At 39.8% G+C, this 15,974-nt stretch carries 17 protein-coding genes; 4 read left to right on the top strand and 13 right to left on the bottom strand.

Annotated elements, in window-relative coordinates; translation table 11 throughout:
• Positions 1-1,028 precede the first annotated feature (1,028 nt).
• The 5 genes from CHJ_RS07385 to CHJ_RS07365 are packed head-to-tail and all read right to left on the bottom strand — an operon-like array spanning position 1,029 to position 3,643.
• A complete protein-coding gene (locus CHJ_RS07385) occupies positions 1,029-1,316 on the bottom strand; it encodes a hypothetical protein (protein ID WP_317917325.1) in 288 nt (95 codons plus the stop codon).
• Entirely contained in the window at positions 1,313-1,960 is a 648-nt protein-coding gene (locus CHJ_RS07380) for a gcrA cell cycle regulator family protein (RefSeq protein WP_317917324.1), read from the bottom strand. Before CHJ_RS07380 ends, CHJ_RS07385 begins: the two co-directional genes overlap by 4 nt.
• A gap of 15 nt (positions 1,961-1,975) precedes the next feature.
• Positions 1,976-2,323: a DUF1293 family protein gene (locus tag CHJ_RS07375; protein WP_317917323.1), complete on the bottom strand. Its 348-nt coding sequence runs from the start codon at positions 2,321-2,323 to the stop codon at positions 1,976-1,978.
• Between the two features lie 8 nt (positions 2,324-2,331).
• Positions 2,332-3,459 (bottom strand): replication initiation factor domain-containing protein, encoded by a 1,128-nt coding sequence (locus tag CHJ_RS07370; protein ID WP_317917322.1) that lies wholly within the window; start codon positions 3,457-3,459, stop codon positions 2,332-2,334.
• Positions 3,446-3,643 carry a hypothetical protein gene (locus CHJ_RS07365; protein ID WP_317917321.1) on the bottom strand — a complete coding sequence of 66 codons (198 nt, stop codon included), beginning with the start codon at positions 3,641-3,643 and terminating at the stop codon, positions 3,446-3,448. The genes CHJ_RS07370 and CHJ_RS07365 overlap by 14 nt, the downstream gene beginning before the upstream one ends.
• 183 nt (positions 3,644-3,826) lie before the next feature.
• On the opposite strand from CHJ_RS07365, the gene CHJ_RS07360 reads away from it, so the two are divergent.
• A complete protein-coding gene (locus CHJ_RS07360; protein WP_317917320.1) occupies positions 3,827-3,964 on the top strand; it encodes a hypothetical protein in 138 nt (45 codons plus the stop codon).
• Positions 3,965-4,202: 238 nt separating this feature from the next.
• The gene (locus CHJ_RS07355; protein ID WP_317917319.1) at positions 4,203-4,490 is read left to right on the top strand and encodes a hypothetical protein; all 288 of its coding nucleotides are present in this window, start codon (positions 4,203-4,205) and stop codon (positions 4,488-4,490) included.
• A 313-nt stretch (positions 4,491-4,803) separates the two neighbouring features.
• Here CHJ_RS07355 and CHJ_RS07350 read toward each other — a convergent pair whose 3' ends face one another.
• Entirely contained in the window at positions 4,804-5,115 is a 312-nt protein-coding gene (locus CHJ_RS07350) for a DUF3634 family protein (protein ID WP_171751954.1), read from the bottom strand.
• A gap of 17 nt (positions 5,116-5,132) precedes the next feature.
• Positions 5,133-5,582: a macrodomain Ter protein MatP gene (matP, locus tag CHJ_RS07345; RefSeq protein ID WP_171751953.1), complete on the bottom strand. Its 450-nt coding sequence runs from the start codon at positions 5,580-5,582 to the stop codon at positions 5,133-5,135.
• Positions 5,583-5,788: 206 nt separating this feature from the next.
• On the opposite strand from matP, the gene CHJ_RS07340 reads away from it, so the two are divergent.
• Together CHJ_RS07340 and fabA are read left to right on the top strand one after the other, a co-directional pair.
• Complete coding sequence (locus CHJ_RS07340; RefSeq protein WP_317917318.1) at positions 5,789-7,447, top strand: Lon protease family protein; 1,659 nt, start codon at positions 5,789-5,791, stop codon at positions 7,445-7,447.
• A 63-nt stretch (positions 7,448-7,510) separates the two neighbouring features.
• Complete coding sequence (gene fabA, locus CHJ_RS07335; protein ID WP_171751951.1) at positions 7,511-8,029, top strand: bifunctional 3-hydroxydecanoyl-ACP dehydratase/trans-2-decenoyl-ACP isomerase; 519 nt, start codon at positions 7,511-7,513, stop codon at positions 8,027-8,029.
• 113 nt (positions 8,030-8,142) lie between these two features.
• Here the strand turns inward: fabA and rmf are convergent, their stop codons facing one another.
• From rmf to CHJ_RS07305, 6 genes are all read right to left on the bottom strand, one after another.
• A complete protein-coding gene (gene rmf, locus CHJ_RS07330) occupies positions 8,143-8,316 on the bottom strand; it encodes a ribosome modulation factor (protein WP_171751950.1) in 174 nt (57 codons plus the stop codon).
• Positions 8,317-8,473: 157 nt separating this feature from the next.
• Positions 8,474-10,465 (bottom strand): DUF3466 family protein, encoded by a 1,992-nt coding sequence (locus tag CHJ_RS07325; protein ID WP_317917317.1) that lies wholly within the window; start codon positions 10,463-10,465, stop codon positions 8,474-8,476.
• 1 nt (position 10,466) lies between these two features.
• Entirely contained in the window at positions 10,467-12,395 is a 1,929-nt protein-coding gene (locus CHJ_RS07320) for an ABC transporter ATP-binding protein (protein ID WP_317917316.1), read from the bottom strand.
• A complete protein-coding gene (locus tag CHJ_RS07315; RefSeq protein WP_317917315.1) occupies positions 12,373-12,621 on the bottom strand; it encodes a glutaredoxin family protein in 249 nt (82 codons plus the stop codon). The genes CHJ_RS07320 and CHJ_RS07315 overlap by 23 nt, the downstream gene beginning before the upstream one ends.
• The gene (gene rlmKL / locus CHJ_RS07310; RefSeq protein ID WP_317917314.1) at positions 12,608-14,740 is read right to left on the bottom strand and encodes a bifunctional 23S rRNA (guanine(2069)-N(7))-methyltransferase RlmK/23S rRNA (guanine(2445)-N(2))-methyltransferase RlmL; all 2,133 of its coding nucleotides are present in this window, start codon (positions 14,738-14,740) and stop codon (positions 12,608-12,610) included. The genes CHJ_RS07315 and rlmKL overlap by 14 nt, the downstream gene beginning before the upstream one ends.
• A 557-nt stretch (positions 14,741-15,297) precedes the next feature.
• Entirely contained in the window at positions 15,298-15,840 is a 543-nt protein-coding gene (locus tag CHJ_RS07305; RefSeq protein ID WP_317917313.1) for a cell division protein ZapC, read from the bottom strand.
• Positions 15,841-15,974: the final 134 nt, after the last annotated feature.

Below are 15,974 nucleotides of genomic sequence, written 5' to 3'. Positions count from 1 at the left end.
ATAAAGTTGACAGATGAAAAAAAGAGTAGATTTGAGTACTTATAAATGGCAATGAGAGAAATATAAATATGAAAAGACCTCAAAGGCTGATTGTTACGTGGAATAAACCCCCGTATTACTAGACGGGGGTTCTAATCGAAATCTGAGACGAGAATCTCATACACGCCGCCCTGTGGCTGGCTTTTGTATGCGCTTCTCTCTTCCTCCTCATGCCTCCTCCTCAGTCTCGTCGTCGTTGCTTGTCGTCATGTAATACTAAAAAAGGACATAGGCTCTTGAAATATGATTAAAATAAACGTCTTAGCTTGTATACATGATTGCAATCATAAGAAACCATAGTCTGATAGCAAAGTTTTTTGCTCTTTGCTGCGAAAAGTCAGACCAACTAAAGTCAGCTAAAGTATAATCTATTGATCTCTATGGCATTGACTGCAATGATGTAATACATGAGAACACATTTGCTATGAATTGATGTTTAGTAAATCAGACATAATATCTTCTCAAAAGCATACGAAAGTTAAATGTCAATTACGATATATTGGGGTACTGTTGAATAATCAATGCTTAATAATTAACTAAGTGCGCATTAGGCAAATTATGTGTACGGGCTATCATTGCAAAGCGATTCTAATCACTAACATGTACGTAGCAAGCTACGACAATGAGTAAGTTCTTAGCCCACCCTTAGCCGCTTCTAGGTCGTCAGTGCTGGCGCAATGGTACTGACAACAAACCACTCAACATAATTCACAACCCTAATGCGCACTTTGATTATGAGCTATTTAGAAATGTCACCAGTGAGTCACCAGTGACGCACATTAAAATCTGGTGCTCTGGTGCGTTATCCACTACAGATTCTTGTTGTCGTGTTTGCTTGAGGTTTCGCTATGGCCTAGCAGGAAGAAAGGTTTTTATAAATGGTGAGGATGTGCAAAAGATGGTTTCGGGCGCTCACTGCTTGACGAAATGCCAAACTGTATCAAGCGCCCTTATATCTCGGTGACTCGCTTTGCTCGGGGCGATGCCCACTAAGCCGCAATTTGAATACCTGGTGCACAGTCAAATGCAGCAACCAGAATGGCTCTATCTTGTAACTGCAAATCTTTTAAGAGTTTTAGCGCCTTTTTGTACTTAGCAAACTTCATGGCCATATCTGGATAAATTGACCACTGCTTATTTAACATAAATTCGTTCTCTTGGTACTTCCATAAAAAATCGTCTTGTAATGGATTATGGATAAGCCAACCTAAGAACTTTGCATCTTTAGGAATATTTGAGCGTACTTTTAAATCCGTTAAATTAGGTTCATTTTTCATCGTTTCCACCCATGAGTTAATGCTCCAGCTGTCACACCATCACGACGCCCAAAATGCCTATCTAGAGCTAAACACAATTCATCTAAATGAAACGCAGCCATGTGTTGCCCAGCATCTTTAGTGCTATAAAGAATGACTACTGAATCATCAATTCTGCCTTTAGATGTTGGTGATTTACGCTCTAAAATACAGATGCGTTTTGCCATATCATAAGGTAAAAGCCTCCTATGAATTGGTGGGTCATATTGGTCTCTGGTTGGAATTTTAAGCTTCAAAAGCCTTGCATAATAAGTAATGTCACTACGACTACGTTTAAGCTTTTTTGCGCAACCTTCAGTACCCAATAACCAATAGTTTTTCTTTAAAAATTGCTCTTGATTAATGGTTAATGCTTTGCAGCGTTTAAGGCCTAGTCGCTTAATCCTCGCGCCAATAGTGTTTGGTTTCCTATTAAAAAACGCCCCTATTTCTTCTAATGTCGCGCCTTTCTGACACATTGATTTTAATACGTTATTATCTTCTTCTGTCCAGTAACGATACCTAGATTGCGCTTCATCTTCATTTGATATTGGCTGTTTGACTAACAAATCAGAGAAAGAACATTCGCTAGCTTGTCGTTCTGGTGATGCACTGACGTTATCCATAAATGATCCTTTTTATTATTGTTTCATGGATGCTTTAAAGTGTGTTTTTATCTCCTCATCAACAGGGATAAGTTCAACAACTTTAGAGCCTGCAAGCGGGTCGTCATAATCCAAAGCAGTATCAACTTCATACTCACGACGAGGAACTAACGCCCCAGAATCACGAAGCTTGCAAGCATAGTCATAATCAACAAACAAAGGATGATCATATTTAAGGTTAATCTCTCCAGACTCGCCCAATACTTGACGTTTAAATGTTCCGGTATCGATATCTTTTAACGGACGGCTAATGTTTAAAATGGCGGATTTCCCTCTTTCACCATCCATAAACGTAATGCCTAATACGAATAAGCCTTTTTTCATAATATTTCCTAATAGCTACTTAAAATTTCATCAACCAGATGGTTGTATGTATTTGGATAACCTAGCTTAGGGTCTCCCCTTGCTATGGTTTCAATCACCTTGTTTGCATCTCCGTTATAGAGCTGCGTAAGGTCAGATATGACTCGACCCCACTGACGACGAAGCCAATGAGTAGAAGAAAGGACTTCCAAAGCGGCTCGTTTGTGTGGCTTTGGTTTTGTGTCAAATGGCTCAGAAGCTTCAATTGAGGCAGCATAGGCATTGATAGCAGCAAATGCCCCTTCTATATTGCGTAAAACTTCTACTGACCACCCTTTTAACTCAACCTCTGAGCGATACCATTGAATAGTGGTATCCGTTAGGTTTTGCTCTAGTGCTTTGTTATAGATGCGCCAATAGATAGCCGATTGGCGAGAGCCTACACTGACCTGCTCTTTTACGTATTTCTTTGCACCGTTGGAGAGTAATTCATACTCGTAATCTTCTTTAATTTTGGGATTTTTACCCCTGACAGATGGTTTAAATGCCCCCTCATAAGCTGCTTTCAAAGCATAATTGCAATCAAAAAGACCATGGAAATCATCAAACGCTAAGTCAGCACGTGTAAGGGTCACAACGTGCAACACGTTATGTAACCAATGGTAGAGAGAGAATAAAGAGCGGACAGATAGAAGGTGTTTGCAGCCAGTGCCATTTATCGATATATGAATAGTATCGTTATTGCCACCAATACCGACACGGCCACAGTAAGATTCTCCACATGGAGAAAGCAAGTTGAAAGAGTTTTCATAGAATTGGAATTGCTTATCGAGTGGCGCAGACATTGACAGTCCAAGCACCTTGTTAACAAAAACACGCAAGCACTCTTCAAAATACTGGCGCATAACAAAATCAGTATAAGCTCTAAAATCTTCATAAGATTGACCATCACGCATCAACTGACGATGAACAACAGGAGCTTGGGGGAAGTGAGGTTGATTTTTACTTGTGAAGCCAATGAAACCAGCGCGTTCACAGTGACGTAGGTCTTTAATCTTGAAAGTAAATGCAAGCCAATCAAGCGTAACACCCGTTTCGTTAGTGTTACCCTGCCCTGTTAAATTCGCTTGGATTTGTTGAGCTTCATTCAATTGCATCAAGAAGCCCCGCTTCAACTCGTTCCAGATAAGACATCTCATCTATCGAAACAAGCTGATATTCAAGGTATTCAGAATCGCAGTAAGAAACCAAATTAGGCATCGACTTGAAGAAATCCCAACTACCATCAAGGAAAACCGAGACGGTGTAATCAGGCATCATGTCGTAAAAAACTCTAATCATGGCATTCCTGCATAAATGCATACAATGTTATATGAATGCCAACATACAATTTTATATGCATGTATGCAAGTATATTCAAAAGAAAGGAATACATGCATACTAAAATACATAGGTAAATCACACCAAGAGAGTCAAAAAATGACTAAGAAGTACACATCACTCAGAGTTAGTGAAGCTACAAAAATGAAACTAGAAAGAGTTGCTATTGACGTAAGCTATGAAACTAAAGAATCAGTTAAATGGACTGATGTTGCTAACTTTCTATTCGACAAATACTTAAGCGAAGCAAAAAGTGACATGATCCATAAAAAAAGAGACTAAATGATCTTATAAAGTGGCATTGGAGAGAAATATTTTAGGAAATAAACCTCACAGGCCTGATTGTTACGTGGAATAAACCCCCGTATTACTAGACGGGGGTTCTAATCGAAATCTGAGACGAGAATCCCATGCAAGCCACCTTCTGGCTGGCTTTTGTATGCGCTTCTCTCTTCCTCCGCGCTTCTCCTCCTCAGTCTCGTCGTCGTTGCTTGTCGTCATTAATGCTAGGAATATAGATATGGAAAATGAAAATAAAGCAGAAATAATTGCAAAATCAGTAGAGAAAATATCTGATAGCAAAGGTCTCGCTGCTATTGGCGAAAGTTTGCCACTTGTAGCAATGTTTCTATTTATCCCTCTACTCATGCTTGCTACAAAGTGGGATGGTAAATTACATGAAGAAAAACAATGCTATCAATTGAAAGTCATTAATAAACAAAAATATATATTAAATACATGTACTGGCGAACTTGAAAAGATCCAAGACGAAATATTGGAAATTGAAAAATCTGGGGTCAAAAAATAAGTTCGCATTAGGCAAATTATGTGTACGGGCTATCATTGCAAAGCGATTCTAATCACTAACATGTACGTAGCAAGCTACGACAATGAGTAAGTTCTTAGCCCACCCTTAGCCGCTTCTAGGTCGTCAGTGCTAACGCTATGGTACTGACGACAAACCACTCAACATAATTCACAACCCTAATGCGAACTTGTAGGTAGGAGAACAATTTAACGATATCTGAACTAAAATACCAATCTAGATTCGTACGCTCCACTAAATCTAGACACTAAAAAACCCACAACTGTGGGCTTTGTTTGTTAATGGTTCTGTAATCCTAATGAGCTTTCTTATTGCCTTTACTTGAAAAACCTTGATGAGGAAACACGTTTCGGATTCTTTGCTGCGTTTTATGAGGAACTGACTTAGAAAACTTTATTTTTGCTCCTGAACGCGTCATGTAGACCTTTACAGTTCCTGAAAATGGCGTTTTATGTGCTATTTCACGACAGTTATGGCCAAAGCCATGTGGTAGATTACCTTTATGCTTAATTAACTCACCATCCTTAAAATCCATTTTTAAGATAGGCCTATCTACTGCAACCAGCCAAAATACAACTAGAGCACCCGCAATAATTACATACATCATAAAGCTTCTCCTTTTGGTTACTCGCCAAGTAACTTACTTAAATCTTGTTTTAAGCTGCTGACTCTTTTTGCTGCCTTTTCTGTACGAGATGCTTCACTTAATAAATACTCGATAGCATCAGAAAGTGTACATCCTAACTCATTGGCCTGATTAGATAACTTTTCCCATACTCGATAATCTAGATCGATAGATTTCTTTTTTGTATGAACTTGTTCAGCGTTAAAATGCCTTTTTCTTTTGGCTCTAATGGCTTGTTTAAGCTTGTTTTCAAGCTCGGGAGCCATATTATGTTCAATCCAATCAATAACTTTAACTGGTTCATACTCAATTTCGACTAATTGCGCGACAGCCAGTTCGATATCACTGCTATCAATATACTTGGTGATCTGTTCACCGTCTTTCCATTTTTTAATTAAGTATTGCCATTTCCAGCCACACTCTAAGTTTTCAAGTTGTTGGTATTTCATACTATTTTCCATAGCTCAACATGGTGACAGCGTAACCCATCATCTAGGTGCGTACAATTATTTTTTATTGCTAATATAAAAATCTGTTAACTAGAATAACTTTATTCCCTGTTTAGATAAATACGTCTAAATAGTTTGTCTATATCAGTACACGCCCTACATTAATTTATATATAATCAACGTCCTTTTTCTAACAGCTAGACACCATGAATCAAGAAGATTGGCGCTCAGTCGTACCAAATATAGATCAATATAGTAGCGTTATAGCTAATTATGACTCTATTACTCCCCTATCCTTTTTGGATCTACAACCAAGACTGAAAGCGGCTCTTATCCAGTTTGAACAGTTAAAAAACTGGACGAAAGTACTGCTTATTAATTCCCCAGATAATGCGATTTACCGAAATGCGGTCATTGATGCTATTCGTCAGGCTCATTTAGTTCCAGATGATAGAGTGGTAGTAAAAGCTGAAACATTAGAGATCAAGTCGATCTTAGGTGAGTATAAGGCGAAAAATGGCAATGTAGATAGTACTTCTCAAGGCTTACTGTCTAAGGCCAATGGTGGCTACCTGGTTGTATCTGCAAACCTCATAATGGCAAATCCATCGAGTTGGATGATATTAAAATCAGCACTACTTGGTGAAGTGGTCTCTCCAGTAAGTGCAGATCAAAAACATTTAGCAGTAAATCCCCCTAGCGAAAAGTTTGATGTAAAACTGATTGTTATTGGCGATAGAGAGCAGATGAGCGAGCTAGATTACTTTGACTCAGACATTCACTCTGGATTCTGTATTTTTAGCGAAATAGAACTTGAAACGAAAATTAATGATGAACTGATTTCTCCCTATCTCGCTTATGTTAAGGGTTTAATCAGACAATTCTCCTTACCTGATCTATCAAGTTGTGGTGTTGAACGACTATTGCTAGCCGGAACAAGAGAAACAGAAGACCAACACGCTGTCCCTTTGTGTCTGCAATGGCACAACTCTTTACTCTCAGAAGCCACATTAGAAAGCGATGGTAAAAGTATTACTGCTAGTGACATCGACCAAGCGTTAGAAAAAAAATACTATCGAGAGTCTTATCTTCCTAAGCGAGCGTTAGACGATATTTTGGAAGGACAAGTAATAATCGAAACAGATGGAGAACAAGTTGGTCAGGTCAATGGATTAACCGTAGTCGATGTTCCGGGTCATCCAGTCTCATACGGAGAGCCTGCTAGGATCTCCTGTGTCATCCACTTCGGTGATGGTGATGTTTCGGACGTTGAACGCAAAGCCGAGCTAGGTGGCAACCTGCACGCCAAAGGTATGATGATAATGCAAGCGCTGTTAAGCTCGGCATTGGATCTTGATGAGCCACTCCCCTTTGCTGCGTCGGTCGTTTTTGAGCAGTCATACTGCGAAGTCGATGGTGATAGTGCGTCATTAGCCGAGCTGTGCAGTTTAGTTAGTGCGTTATCTGAGTGCCCAATAAACCAGCAAATTGCGGTAACTGGTGCTATTGATCAGTTCGGAAGAGTTCAAGCCGTGGGTGGACTTAATGAGAAAATAGAAGGTTTTTACCGTGTTTGTGAGCACCAAGGCTTCACCGGACAACAAGGTGTTATCTTACCTAAATCAAATCTAAAACATCTATCGCTTCACAAAGACGTTGTAGAAAGTATTAAAAATAGCCAGTTTCATATCTGGTCAGTAGAAAATGTAGACGAAGCGATAGCACTGGTAACTAATAAAGTATTCAGAGGCGAACACGAAGATACCATTCTCGACAGAATTTCTCAGCGAATAGATCTGTTTAATCGAGGAGAAATTCGACCAAGTTTGTTTCAACGACTAAAAAACAAGCTACTAACTAACTGATCGGACTTGATTAGCGTACACGTGTTCACTAAGATGCTGGTACGAATTATTGGAGTAGACAATATGCAAAACAAGCGCAGTTCATATAACCGTGACGATCTTTTAGCTTCTAGCCGCGGGGAACTATTTGGCCCTGGCTATCCTCAGTTACCAGCACCTAATATGCTGATGATGGATAGAGTGACATTAATGACCGAAGATGGTGGAGAGTTTGGCAAAGGCTATATTGAAGCTGAGTTAGATATCTCTCCTGACCTATGGTTTTTCGACTGCCACTTCCCTGGTGATCCAGTAATGCCCGGTTGTCTTGGACTTGACGCTATGTGGCAACTCGTGGGCTTCTTCCTTGGTTGGGTTGGAGGCAAAGGTAAAGGACGTGCGTTGGGTGTTGGCGAAGTCAAATTCACGGGTCAGATTTTACCTACAGCTAAAAAAGTAACCTATCAAATAAACATGAAGCGTGTTGTGAATCGCAGGCTTGTTATGGGTTTGGCTGATGGTCGTGTACTTGTTGACGGTAAAGAAATTTATGTCGCGAAAGATTTAAAAGTAGGTTTGTTCCAAGACACTTCTAGTTTTTAAGTCTAAGAGAAAAGCAGCGATTTGCTGTTTTTTTCTTATCTAGATATTTAGTTATAGTGCATTAGATTGACTTATATAACCCCTAAAAAGGGGTTATAATAATGACTTATTTATTATTTATAGAGACCCGTTTGTTTGTCATCTCTAGCATCACGCCATCCACCTAGCCAAAAAGACCTAGCATCTGTTTGTTGATATGGACAATCGTCCATCGATCTTCCATTTAGACCCGCTTTATAGCCTTGAGACTGTGCTCGTTCTAGGCGATCACGTTTCTGTCTTTTCATAGTGCAGTTCCTCGTACCTTGAGATTTTACTAACTTACTACTATTACTCGGAGTGAGTGTTACTCCACCAATAAGAATGAGTGAATCAGCGTTATTTCTCAAGCACAAAAAAAGCACAGGCTCAAAAACTTGAACCTGTGCCTTATAGAAGTAAAAATTATTTTCTTCTTCTGAAACTTATTAGCGCTAAAGCGGTCAAAGTCAGCAAACCGAAACCGGCTCCCTTTCTGGTGACCTTAGGTTTAGCTGTACTTCGAGGCTCGATAGAATGTTCAGCAGTAATAAGTGGAACTAGTTTAACAGACACAATTTTCTCAATACCTGAAGCATCTGCCCCGCAATAAGCATTGTGCGCTGTCGATTCATATTCAACGGCTACATCGCTGGTTAATGAAGTTGTACATTTTATAGCAGTCGCCGCAATTACCCCTGCTTCATTTATGTCTGATGCGTTGATAATACGATACTTATTGTTATTAGAGCTATATACGCCACCATTGGTTAGATCATCGATCCACCACGCTTTATCGTTAAAAATTGACTTAATCGCTACAGGGGCCGAAGAGTACGGATAAACAAACCCTCTGCGGCGTCGTTTTTTCCCATCAACTTCACGGCTAGTCTCTGCATCAATTTGACCAACAATGATGCTGTCGTTGTTAATGGCATTCGCTTCACCACCGGCGCCACTAAAGAATATACCACCAGTTAAAAAGTTCGCTACTGGCGCACCAGTGCTCGCATCAGCAACAAATAAACGATTATTAGCTGAACCATTTTCTGGAACAGATCCTAGTCGTTTAGCTTCACCAATAACGATAAGATCATCATTAATATCTTTAGCTATAGAGTTACTGTGTACAGCTGAACCACCTACGTTATAGGTAGCATTAGTAACAAACTTAGTTTCCCATTCATTGTCTCTAGTTATGTCAAATGGTATTTTAGGAATAAAAACAGCAGCCTGCATTTTTGGGTAGCCACTTACATTTTCGGTATTATATCCAACCAAAACTGGCAAACCATCGTAAATGCCACCATCAGCTTTTACTGCCCCTTTAACACTCCCCATACCAGACAATTTGTTGCTGTTTGAATTTGCTTGAGTATCAGCACCAGCAGCATCTCCTATACCAGTCCATGGAGAAACTGGCTTCCCTTTTACATAAGTAGCTATTCCAACCGCAGGGTTCACTTGCCATATATAAGGCTTCATTGCAAAAGCAAAATCTTGACACTCACTGAGCTTATAAGGAGTAGCGTGCGCTATACATGTGTTTTTCGCAGTTCGCTCACTCGTATCATAAGGAGCAACAGCAGCAGAACCAACAATATATGTCTGATCTCCACCACCATTATCATAAACAAAAGAATCGTAAGCAGTGGTTCGACCCATTTTCGCTACAATATTGGTCGCACCTTCCGCAACTTGCCTTGGCAATAACTGAATTTTATCACCATAGAATCCTCTATTTCTGTAAATTCTTTCATTGCTTGATTTGTTATATATACCACTACTACTGTTACCAACAGGATTGGCAACATCCATCGAATTAATAACTGTATTTACGCTATCGGCGGTACGATCACCAACTGGATACACACTCGATTCAGCAGGAGTTATAACTAATGGTAAACCTGTTTCAACAAACGCAGAAGCATTGGAGGGATATCCACTTCCCCATGCATTTAACTCTCTTTCAAGACCGCCAACACTCTTATCTGTTATCCCTGACCAAGTTCTCGTTGCCCAGTTACTACAAGTCGCAAATTTAAACTCATTATTACAATAGGTTTCTAACTCTGCTAACGTGTCATAGACAAAACCATTATCAATACCAAATGGTGCTTCTTGTCTATAGTTGTATCCCTTAGGACCTTTAATCGCTTCTCCAGCAAGAACACTATTGCTCCCATCTGTACAATCTTGGCCAGCAGTAAAACAAGTATTAGGTGCGATAACAGCTGTGTCTTCAGCTATTGCACTACCATAAGTCCCCTGATACTGAGGATTATTAATTCTCACACTATCTGGTATCAAGTTTTCATAAGAATCTACTTCAACAACCCGATATATCGCAGCATTTGCACTGGTTGATGCTAAAACGAGAGCGGCTAATGTGGATAATTTAAAAATATCATTACGCATGTTAACTATTATATTCCTGTTGCATCGCTTCCAGCTCTTCCCATCGTTCAAAAGAGGCTTCTAATTGCTGTTCTTTAGCTGAAAGCTTGTCTAAAACTGGTTGTGTTACATCGACAGACTTTGAAAAGAAGTCTGGCTGATTTACCTGTTGTTGTAATAAATCTATCTGCTCTTCTAACTCTTCCAACAACTTTGGCAATGACTCTAACTCTCTCTGTAATTTATAAGAGAGTTTTTTAGGCTTACTTCGATTTCCATCAGGTTTGTTACTTTGAGCTGCCTTTGCTGCTTTTTTCGTTTTCTCTTGCGATTGATCTGTTCTAGCAGCAATAGCTTGCTTTCGTTGTTGCTGTGCATCGTGATAGCCACCAACGAACTCTTCTATAATGCCATTACCTTCGAAAATCCAACTTGTGGTCACAGTATTGTCTACAAATTGACGATCGTGACTAACAAGAAGTAAAGTTCCCTCATAATTGGCAAGCAAATCTTCTAAAAGTTCCAAAGTTTCGATATCTAAATCATTCGTTGGTTCATCTAAGACCAGCAAATTGTTTGCTTTAAGGAAGATTCGAGCCAGCAACAGCCTATTTTTTTCACCACCGGATAACGCTTTCACCGGTGTTCTAGCTCTCTTTGGTGGAAACAAAAAATCTTGCAAATAGCTTAATGCATGCCTTTGGCGGCCGCCAACCATTACTTCTTGCTTACCATCAGCTAAGTTATCGATTACGGACTTCTCTGGATCCAGCTTTTCTCGGTATTGGTCAAAATAAGCAACTTCTAACTTTGTACCGCACCGCAATTTACCCGTTTGAGGTTGTAGCTGATCCAGTAACAACTTAAGTACGGTGCTCTTCCCACAGCCATTTGGCCCAATCAACGCTATTCGGTCACCGCGCATTATATTAAAACTAAAATCTGTGACAATTGGTTTACCGTCATACTCAAAGCCGATTTTGTCTGCTTCAAAAACGATTTTACCTGAACGCGCCGACGTATCGATCTGCAAGTTAGCTTTGCCTTGAACCTCTATCCGCTCTTGTCTCTCTCGCCTTAACTGCTTTAGAGCCCTTACACGACCTTCATTTCGGGTACGTCTAGCCTTAATACCTTGCCTAATCCAAACTTCTTCTTGAGCCAGTTTTTTATCAAACTCGGCATTCTGCATCTCTTCAACACGAAGCGCTTCTTCTTTTTCAATCAAGTAATTATCATAGTCACCAGGAAATGAACTCAGCTTTCCTCGATCAAGATCCACAATGCGTGTCGCCATCGACTTAATAAATGCCCTATCGTGAGAAATAAAGATAATAGAACCACGAAAATCCTTTAAAAATGTCTCTAGCCATTCAATGGTTGTAACGTCTAAATGGTTGGTTGGCTCGTCGAGTAGCAGCACATCAGGATCACAAACAAGAGCTTTTGCTAATGCCGCTTTTCGCTGCCATCCCCCTGATAATGAGGTCAGTTCGACCTGACCGTCCAAACTGAGGGCGGTAAGAACGTTTTTAATTCTATCTTCAAATCGCCAAGCTCCGGAGTGCTCAAGCTGCTCTTGAATCTTGGCCAATTTATTAATGTTACTTTCACTAGGGTCATTGGTAACAAGATCCAGTTGATCTTGATAGATCTTCAGCTGCTTTCCTGTCTCTTCTAACCCGCTAGCCACATAATCCAATACCGTCCCAGACTGGTTTCTTGGTGGATCTTGTTCTAAACGTGAAACAACAACGTCTTGAGTCACTTGCATCTTGCCGTCATCCATAATGACTTCTCCGGCAAGCACTTTCATTAAGGTAGATTTACCGGCGCCATTGCGCCCGACTAAACAGACCCGTTCATTCGTCTGTAGTGCAAAGTCAGACTTATCCAGCAAAGGATGATCGCCAAAAGCCAATTGACCATTATGTATGGTAAGTAATGCCATTATTCTCTAACCACTGTTGAAGTTGTTCTAATTCGAAAGGCCAAAATAGTTCGGAGTCGTTAAATCTCACTACAGGTATTGTTACCCCGTAACGAGCAAACAGATTATCATCAAACGCAATATCGGTAACATCTGCTTTAATACCACACTGAATTAGCAGAGCGTTTGCAGACTCACATAAATGACACCCTTCGGTACTATATAAAATAATATTATTCGCTGGCATATGTAATCAACCAACAGTTATGTATTTGCTTGTTTCTTTGGAAGTCCAAAGGAAGAGTCTGCGAAGAGATATTATTTGCAGATAAGCCAAGTGCTTTCAGCCCTTCTAAATCCATTTTGAAATGACGTTTATTATTTGAAAATACGATGGTCCCGTCTGCACGTAGTCGTTGTTTTAAACTCTTCATTAATTCGACATGGTCACGCTGCACATCAAATGTTGCCTCCATGCGTTTAGAATTTGAAAACGTAGGAGGATCAATAAAGATAACATCGTACTGCTCATCCGAAGACGATATCCACTGAAGGCAATCTGCTTGTTCAAATTTATGCTGCTTACCTACTTGACCGTTTAGCTTAAGATTCTCTTTCGCCCAATCTAGATAAGTTTTTGACATATCGACTGTTGTGGTTGATTTAGCGCCACCACAAGCTGCATGAACCGTAGCAGAGCCGGTATAGGCGAACAAATTAAGGAAGTCTTTCCCTTTCGCCATCTCTGATAGTTTTCGACGTGTAATTTTATGGTCTAAAAATAAGCCCGTGTCTAAGTAATCATGCAGATTAACCAACAGCTTTACGCCGTATTCTTCTACAGCAAAATTACTCGAGCCTTGGTTTAACTTCTGATACTGAGACGAGCCTTTCTTCTTCTCACGGGTTTTTAATACCACATTATTGGCATCGACACCCATAACTTGAATCGTCGCTCTAATAACATCCGTTAGGCGTCGTTTCGCTTTCTCTTCAGGAATGTCTTTAGGCGCGGCATACTCTTGAATCACTATTTGATCTAAATAGACGTCAATTGCAACATTATATTCAGGCAAATCTGCATCGTAGACCCTGTAGCAATCAAGTTGTTGTTTTCTTGCCCATTTAGCCAGTTTTGCACGATTTTTCTTAAGTCGATTTGAGAAGTCAGGAGCAATAACCGCAAGCTGTTGCTCGTTGTCACTACTTGATTGATCTGTTCTTCGTTCAGAAACCGAATAATTTTTCTGGTGACACTGTAACGCACCGTTGTGCAATTTGAACTGTTTATCTGCCCTCATACGTAAACAACTCAATAGCTCATCAGAACTAGAGAAAATAGAAGCCGAGCATCCTGGAAACTGCTGTTTTATTTGAGCACCAAAAGCAGTATATAACGCAATTAGGCCCGGCTCTGTCCCCAGCCTTTCACCATACGGTGGATTACAAACAATAGTGCCTTGATCAAAACCTTGTGGCTTAACCAACTGAGCAGCATCACCAAGTTCAAACTGGATAAACTGCTCCACTCCTGCGCGTCTAGCGTTATCTTTAGCGGTTTTTAATACTCGTGGGTCATTATCGAAAGCGAAAAATCTAGTGTCATTATTTTTGACACCCTTTCGACCTTGCACATTCGCTTCTGCTTTCACTTCAGCCCACAATTCCGCATCGAAATCTTCTAGTGCTTCAAAGCCCCAACGAGCACGTTTAACACCTGGCGCAACATTGCACGCAATTAGAGCAGCTTCGATGATTAACGTTCCAGAACCACACATAGGGTCCAATAGAGGAATGTTTGGCTTCCAGCCAGAGCGCATAACGATGGCCGCTGCTAATGTTTCACGTAGAGGCGCACGTCCAGCCTCAGTTCTATAACCTCGCTGATGCAAGCCGCTGCCTACCATATCAATACCAAGTATTGCTTTATCTCGGTGCAAGCGAACATGAACTCGAAGATCAGGTTGATCTTTACTGATCGTCGGTCTCTGAAGATTTTTCTTATTGAAACTATCGACTATGGCGTCTTTCACCTTCATCGCACCATACTGGCTATTGCGTATTTCTCTGTTTGTACCGTTAAAGTCTACAACGAGACTTTTATTGGCTTTAAATTGTGCTGGCCAATTAATAGCAGAAGCCGACAAATAGAGGTCCATATCATCTTGGCAGTTAAATTCTGATAGTACTCGTACAAACCTTGAAGCAATTCGACTCCAAATGCAGCAACGATAAATTTGTTCTGGGCTTGCTTTAAAACGCACACCTGCTTGCACTGGTTTTGGGTCATTAATACCCAATTTAATAAGTTCATCTACGAGCAGATTTTCTAATCCATTCGAAGTAATCGCTAAATATTGATTCATATCGTTCTTTGTCGGCAAAAAAATGAGCTTGATTATACCTGAGAATCTCCAATATTCAGAAAATAAAGCGTAATTAATCGTACTGAACGTTCTAATTGAACAATTTTCCCTCTATATCCTTTTCTGTTAACGAAAAATCTAATTTTACGTAAAAAATGAAGTAAGCATTTACTCTCTTTTCATTCTGGACGAGTTTAATGACCCGCCAAGTAAGTGACTACTTATTCACTTTAATTTTGGTATAGACCAGAGCGGAATTAACAGTGTAAATTAATTACAAAACGGCTTAAAACAGGAAGTTTTGACGATTGAATAGATAAAAATCGGTAATTCTATTGATAGAGTTTATGAGAATTTTTCTGTCATTTGCCCACAATGTCTCATTTGTAATAACTAGCAACTCACCCTATAGAGATGAATATGTCTTTTATTAATGGATTTATGAGGAGTTTAAATGGAAATGGGGAGATAGATATTGGAGAAAATTGGCCTTTTATAGGCAAAAAAAATCGACCAAATAGGTCGATATAAAAATAACAAAGGAACGAATATAGATTTTAGCCAACTAACGCAATCGGCATGTCAGCAAAATTCTGATTTGCACACAACATGCGGTCGTGCATCACTTTTATCGGTTGACCAAATGATAGCGCTTTGCGTCCATCAAGAACAAACTCACCTTGTTCTATATAGGCACACAGACTAGCTGTTTCACATACATCGATAACAATGAAGTAGCCTTCTCCATATCTATTATGTAGATGTACGATATCACCTTCATTTGGAACATAATCTGTGCCGCTTGGTTCAAAAAACCAACTTTTTGGCTGCACAGGTTTGTGAAATCTTTTATTGGCGACACAGTTAAGTATCAACTCTGCTTGTCTAGGAACAGAGAGATCAAGCAATGCAGCTTGGTCTTTAAAGGTTTGGAAGGAAGAGGCGTCATCAACGGTAAAATCACTTCTGGTATAAGCACAATCTACCAGTAACTTTTTTGCTAAGTTAACTTTAAACATCATATTATCGCCAAGATCCAACATAAGAGCGCTTTCGCGTTCATCGAAGAACCACGTCCATGTATCATTTGGTTTTAACATCGTTCCGTCTCTTAATTATAATATTTAAAAGTAGCTAAGCTGTATAACTACCCTGCACCAACTGTTCGATAATTTTACAAACGGATGAGAAAAAAAAAAGAGGAAAATTAATTCCTCTTTTCATTAACAAAGCA

It is taken from the genome of Vibrio sp. MACH09 (genome assembly GCF_033238805.1).
Classification (GTDB): domain Bacteria; phylum Pseudomonadota; class Gammaproteobacteria; order Enterobacterales; family Vibrionaceae; genus Vibrio.
Note: the sequence above shows the minus strand (reverse complement) of the source record. Positions and strands in the feature narration are given on the sequence as shown.